Source organism: Xenorhabdus stockiae, from assembly GCF_002632825.1.
In the GTDB taxonomy this organism is placed as follows: Bacteria; Pseudomonadota; Gammaproteobacteria; order Enterobacterales; family Enterobacteriaceae; genus Xenorhabdus; species Xenorhabdus stockiae.
On record NZ_NJAJ01000061.1, the window covers coordinates 1 to 5,894 of the forward strand.

The window sequence follows — 5,894 nt, forward strand, 5'->3', positions numbered from 1 at the left end:
CAAAAGCGTCATCTGGTAAAGGATCGAATACAACATAATCTTTGTGGAGAATAGCTCCTTGTTTGATATTTTCATTTCCCCATTGACATAGTATTTCATCAAATGGTCTTGAGCGAACCTGAATTTGGCTATGTGATATCAATAAATCGACTACTTGTTCATTACTTTTCATTCTGTTACCTATATTTTAATTATAATGTAAACCATGTTATCAATCATTGAGTATTCATCAAGGTAAGAATGAACAAAGCCGGAAAATTACGGGAAGCTTTCCGGCTTTAATACCAACTAGTTATCTTGTTTTTCTCACTGATTCAACCCATTGATGAAAGCATTTCCTCTGTTCATCAGGAGAAACCGCAACATCTTTATCTTCAAAGTCAAAAGTGCCGACTAAATCCTCACGAGTTGCTTCTTTTCCTAAAGTATGCTCATAAGCGGCCATACCTAAAGCCATATCTCTAGCCATACCAGATGGATAGACATTTATTTTTGCTCCTTTGCAAAGGAAAATAACATCTTTCAATTCTTTTCTTAGTTTGGCAAAGCAAGCAAAAAAATCTAAACCAGAAAATTCTCCTTGGTAGATATCGGTAATAGAAATTCGCAAAAAACACTCTCTTTTTGCAGTAGAAATTAGAGATAATTTTGCATTTTCTTTTTTGCCGTTCATTATCACTTTAATTTCAGTTCTTCGTTCTTTCATTTTTTTCCATATCAATTGAGATTTTAAATACTGTAACCTATAAACACTATGGAATATATGCTACAAAATGATAAAGTTAAAACACTGGCTGCGATGACACCCAAATTATCTGGTAGTAGTACCAACGCCAGCAAGGATCATTCAGTGAAATTAAGCTAAGGATAGAAGACTTGATTGGTGACTATAAAAACTGCTAACTAAAAGCAGGGAGTGAACCTGCTATTAAAAGAATAAGGTTGTAATATTAAGGAATCTTTCCAGCTTATTTTAAATGGTAATAAATTCTATATTACTAGGTGGAAAACTATCAGGAAATGACATGCACTTGAGATTTTTGGATAAAATACCTTCTAAAAAATCAGTGAAGTTTTCTTGTCTATATTCAACTTCTGGTGCCCTTGCAGCAATAATGGCTACACTCCATAGCTCACAATTATCTGATGATGCAACCCAAAAGATATAATCACCATTATCAGTAACGCCTATAGGAAGTAATCCATTATTATTAGGATAAAAAATAAACTGATAGTAATCTGGATCAGATTCAACAAGAGAAGAAAAATCCTCAATAATCCATTCTTTCTGAGTGAAAAAATTTAGATCATCATCTTCGCTAAATGGGTTAAAGATAGTGATAAAATCGGCAATTCTGCCTGTGCCATATTGAGTGATAAAATACCTATAATCCTTAGGAAAAGGATGTAGATCATCTATCAGTGGCCATTTTTTATCCTGACCATTCTCATTTGGATGGATAGGTAAGGGTAATATATTATTTAAATTTCTCATGTTCATTATTTATACTCCCGGATAATTAAGAACTATTACATATTCATAGAATCAACCTGAGTACTCCATCCTAAATAAGATTGATATTCTTCTTCGATAGTTGAGGTGAATATAGGCACGTATTAATAAAATTAAGATAGGAGCTGAGTAGCTTTATCCTGTAACTCGATTCCTATATCTTCAAGTTCATTTAGCATTTTTTCATCATACATCCACTCTCTAAACGAAAATGCACCATACACATCCACGAAAGCAAGAGCTAGTTTCTTAGGTATGTCTGTTTTCTCGTGATAGAAATCAATTAAAAAATCTAAGGCGTTATAAAGTATTTCTACTTCATCCATAGAAAAAGAACTCTTTGTTCTTAGCCTTACAGGTATAGAATTTTCGCCTAATAATTTATCAAATACTATGTTTTTAGCTATATCTTCATTCATTAATGTCATGCCATCACCTGCATTTGGTTATTCTATCTGGATAGCTCCTATCTCTTACTAAAATCTCTTTAGAAAATTCGACATGATTTTCTGCGGAACCTTTTAGCCCTGCACGTGCTGATTTTTCTGGATTGTTATATCTTTAATATTATGGATAGCTGTTTGGTACTTATTTTTCTGGCATTAATGATACTTGAGCCATTAAATATTAATGTAATCGTCAGAAAGATTGGGCCAGAGAAATTAAGCTGAGAATGCGCGGACTAATTGGCGAACAAAAAAGCCACTAATAGGATAGCGGAAACTGGCTCACTCTTTAAAAAAATATAAGCCAGAAGATCACTTTGATCATCCGGCTTCAACAATTAAAACTCTATGAAAGCATCATGTTGGAAGTAAAAAATAAAAGCAGTAAACAAATCATCAGTAGAGGGATTACCTAATTGTGCTTTAGCATTTTCTATAATTTCTTCAATTAAGCCGTTATCTAATGTTTCAATCCATCCATTTTCTTTTTCTTGAATAGGTAAAAATTCATCAGAATCAGGTGGAAAATCAGCACTATCTAAAGAAAAAACACCTTCAGTGTTCAGATTCCAACTACTTTCGTCAGGTGGTAAATAAAACCATCCTTCAGGGTTTTCCTCTGGAACAGATAAAACCTTATTGATAGATACTAAATTCATAAGACTATCCTCTCTATTATCATTTGCATGACGTCTTCTCCTGTAATTTTTTAAATCCCCCTTCCTGTTTAGGGTGGAGATTTTTTTGTACTTCACCGGACGAAAAGTAGCAGCAAAATTTGATGTTGGTGGCACACTGACGGTCAAAATTATGGATGGACGCTTGGTTTTGATCTTTGATAGTGATAACCTCAAATAGCAATATCAACGCCAGCGTGAGCTGATTGAGGATTATAAGGCAGGATGATGATAAATAACCGGAAGATCACTTGTATCTTTCCGGCTTTTTATTATCTAATTGAGCAGGTTTTTAATCCATTTTTTAATTATCTTTTTAATCTCTGATAAATTTTTTTCAGAAAAAGAGCAAATGATAACCAATTCATTTTTTCCATTAGAGTCTACCCAATACTGGATACTATTTAGCTCTTCTAACGGCTCTTGAATTATCTTTATAGATTTATCAGTTATCTTAGACTTTGCAGAAAAAATAGGATTAGCATCCATAAATTTTAATCCATTACTATAATACGTATTATAATAGGGGACTATCCATTCATCTTCGCTACCATTGATTATATTGAAGAAAAGACTATTCCAATATTGTTCAAGTTCACAATAAATTTGCTCATCATTTAAATAATTTTCAAACATCATTTACAGTTCCTACCTTGTGATGCATCGGAATCAGAGACAAAAGCTTTCCCCGTAGTTACTTCAATATCGACACGTTCATGGGCAGTTCCCTTAACTAAAAAAGTTTTACTAACTTGAGCATCAACACCACCACCTTTTTCCGCATTTTGAATAAATTTTCTTGCCTTATTAAATTCGGCTTTTCTCAATGCTCTGTCTTTTTTGTTTAAACTCGCTTCAAGATCATCAAGGCCAGCAAGTGCATCTTTTGCAGTTATAGGTGTATCCTGGGCCCAAGCAAAAGATTCTTCCAATTTGCTCCCCTGAGCTTGAATTCTCCCTCTATGCTTCGGTTGTAATCCTAGAGGATCGATGAAATTAGCGGGGTTATGCACATACCCGTACGGATTAAAGCCGCCCAGCAGTCCGATGGGGTCTGGACAGATATACTGTCCGGTCTCCGGTGAATAATACCGAAAGCGATTGTAGTATAACCCGCTTTCCTCATCCTCATATTGCCCCATGAACCGCAGGTTACAGTTAACATGATAATCTGCATCATTGGAAGCTATTACTTGAAAACGATCTACTTGCCCCCATGTTCTTAGCCGCTGTGCCCATATAAGCTGGCCTTCTTCATTGAGCATCTCGCGCGGCGTACCTTGATGGTCACTCACAATATAGTGTAGCTTGCATTTTTCAAAGCGTGCTGATGGCGTTAATGAACCGGGTTCATATAACCAGCGAATACGTTGACCTTCCGCTAGAGTACCATCAGCGTAAATCGGTGTTTCTTCAATAAGTTGATCACCGCTCCACAGGTAATCCTGCCCCATGATGGTATCGGCTCTCGGCGCTAAGTCCGGCTTACCAGCCAGCCATAACTGTAAATTGGCGGCAGTCAACTTACCATCATGTACTTTCAGCTTGCGAATTCTTCGGCCAAACACATCATAGCGATAATGCCAGCGTGAACCGTCCGGCGTTTCGCAATGCGTGAGCTGGTTTTGGGTATCCCAGCGGTAGCGCCAGATTTGTGGACGGAAGCCATTGCGCTGTTCGGTTTTTTCCACCAGACGACCATTGTCATCATAGCGATAACGGACATCTCCTTGCTGCACGACGCGTCCGGCTTTCTGGAGTTGATTGATTTGTGCTACCGCTCCCCGCGCATCAGTCGGCAAATGTTGGCTCAGGTTACCGTTGGCATCATAACTGAATCGCTCTTCATGCGGACGCGCGCCCTCGAACAGGGTATGCAATATCTGGTCATTAGTATTGTAACGGTAGCGGGTTTGCCCCCAGCGGCTGTCGTCAATCACCCGCACATTATGGGCTCGGTCATATTGCCAGCTCCGGTTGACGGCGGTCGCTTGCGGTGGGAAGTGCGGGTCGTTTTGTGCCAACGTTTCCCGAAAAAATTGCGTCGCCTGTCCTGCCGATTGATGCGCCAGCAGGCCGGTTGCGGTGTAGCGACTGGCAAGGATAAAACCGTTGGCACTTTCGCGCACGGCTTCCCGCCCCAGTGCATCATGCTGGAAGGTCAGTGGAGCATGCTGGTTAAGCTGAAAGTGATTCAGACTCCCCGACAGGTTATAACCGAAATGCAGGGTATTGCCATCCACACTTTCGCTGACCGGACGCCCGGTCAGACTATCCCACTTACGGGTAATTTCCCGTCCGTTGATGCGTTCGCAAATTGGCAGGCCAGTGGTTTTGTCATACTCATACTCGACGACAGCATCGGCATTAGTGGCTTTCACCAATTGATACCGTTTGTTGTATTCATAAGTCGTGGTGGCTTTAAGCACTAACTTGCCATCTTCTGGTTGCCAGCTTTCCTGTTTTATTAATGAACCCGCAGTAGAGTAGTGCCAACGTAATTGTTGACCATCGGGATATTGTGATTGAATACGGCGGCCCAGTTTATCGTACTGATAAGTAATGGTACGGCCGGTAAAATCGGTTTCCCGGATAATCTGGCCAGCGGCATCCCGTTCATAGCGATAGGTTTCACCGGTGGAGGCGGTAACCGAATTCAATCGGGTCAGACGGTCATAACCAAAGCACAGAATAGTACCGTCGGGTCGTGTGACTTGGGTTAGCAAGTCAAATGCGCCGTAAGTGTAGCGTGTGGTACGGCCTTCGCCGTCAGTTACTGCCACCACACGCCGTTCACTGTCATAAGTGAGTTGCTGGGTGGTGCCATCTGGAAGTTCTACTTCGGTCAGGCTGCCATTCAAGCTGGCATGGTCATCGCTATAGCGGTAGTGGGTCTGTTGTTTAAGAGCATCAGTGAGTTGACGCAGACGGCCGAGCTCATCCAATTGTAGGCCGGTGGTTTGACCGTCCGGCGTCATCACTGCGGCCAGCCGCTGTTGTTCGTCGTAGGCGTAATGCCACTGACGACCATCCGGCAGCAGGCGCTGGCGTAATTCACCGTGGAGACCGTATTGGTATTCTTCTTTATGTCCCAGCGGATTAGTCAGTGCGGTCAGATTACCCTGCTCATCATAGTGAAATTGCCAGCGATCACCTGTCGGCAGGACACTTTCAGTCAGTTGTCCGTGTTCGTCATAACCGTAATAAAAGGATTCGCCAGTCGGCAGTTTTATTTCGGTCAATCCTCCGTCAGGATTG

General features: G+C 40.6%; 7 protein-coding genes. All 7 read right to left on the minus strand.

Going from position 1 to position 5,894, the window contains the following annotated elements; all coding sequences use genetic code 11:
• Positions 1-172, minus strand: a 172-nt coding sequence (gene comJ / locus Xsto_RS21255; protein WP_244590459.1) for a competence protein ComJ, incomplete at its 3' end; no start/stop codon positions are given.
• A gap of 120 nt (positions 173-292) precedes the next feature.
• Positions 293-706: a hypothetical protein gene (locus Xsto_RS19085; RefSeq protein ID WP_099126100.1), complete on the minus strand. Its 414-nt coding sequence runs from the start codon at positions 704-706 to the stop codon at positions 293-295.
• A 267-nt stretch (positions 707-973) separates the two neighbouring features.
• Positions 974-1,501: an SMI1/KNR4 family protein gene (locus tag Xsto_RS19090; protein WP_099126101.1), complete on the minus strand. Its 528-nt coding sequence runs from the start codon at positions 1,499-1,501 to the stop codon at positions 974-976.
• 125 nt (positions 1,502-1,626) lie between these two features.
• The gene (locus Xsto_RS19095) at positions 1,627-1,941 is read right to left on the minus strand and encodes a hypothetical protein (RefSeq protein WP_244590454.1); all 315 of its coding nucleotides are present in this window, start codon (positions 1,939-1,941) and stop codon (positions 1,627-1,629) included.
• Positions 1,942-2,297: 356 nt separating this feature from the next.
• Positions 2,298-2,618 (minus strand): DUF7716 domain-containing protein, encoded by a 321-nt coding sequence (locus tag Xsto_RS19100; RefSeq protein WP_099126102.1) that lies wholly within the window; start codon positions 2,616-2,618, stop codon positions 2,298-2,300.
• 294 nt (positions 2,619-2,912) lie between these two features.
• Positions 2,913-3,275, minus strand: coding sequence for a hypothetical protein (locus tag Xsto_RS19105; protein ID WP_244590455.1), 363 nt, complete (start codon positions 3,273-3,275; stop codon positions 2,913-2,915).
• A partial coding sequence (locus Xsto_RS19110) for an RHS repeat-associated core domain-containing protein (RefSeq protein WP_244590456.1) occupies positions 3,272-5,894 on the minus strand: 2,623 nt, incomplete at its 5' end. The genes Xsto_RS19105 and Xsto_RS19110, both read right to left, overlap by 4 nt.

Coding starts and splice junctions, on each gene's coding strand:
- Xsto_RS19105 (WP_244590455.1), bottom strand. CDS start 3,275: ATGATGTTTGAAAATTATTTAAATGATGAGCAAATTTATTGTGAACTT.
- Xsto_RS19090 (WP_099126101.1), bottom strand. CDS start 1,501: ATGAACATGAGAAATTTAAATAATATATTACCCTTACCTATCCATCCA.
- Xsto_RS19100 (WP_099126102.1), bottom strand. CDS start 2,618: ATGAATTTAGTATCTATCAATAAGGTTTTATCTGTTCCAGAGGAAAAC.
- Xsto_RS19085 (WP_099126100.1), bottom strand. CDS start 706: ATGAAAGAACGAAGAACTGAAATTAAAGTGATAATGAACGGCAAAAAA.
- Xsto_RS19095 (WP_244590454.1), bottom strand. CDS start 1,941: ATGACATTAATGAATGAAGATATAGCTAAAAACATAGTATTTGATAAA.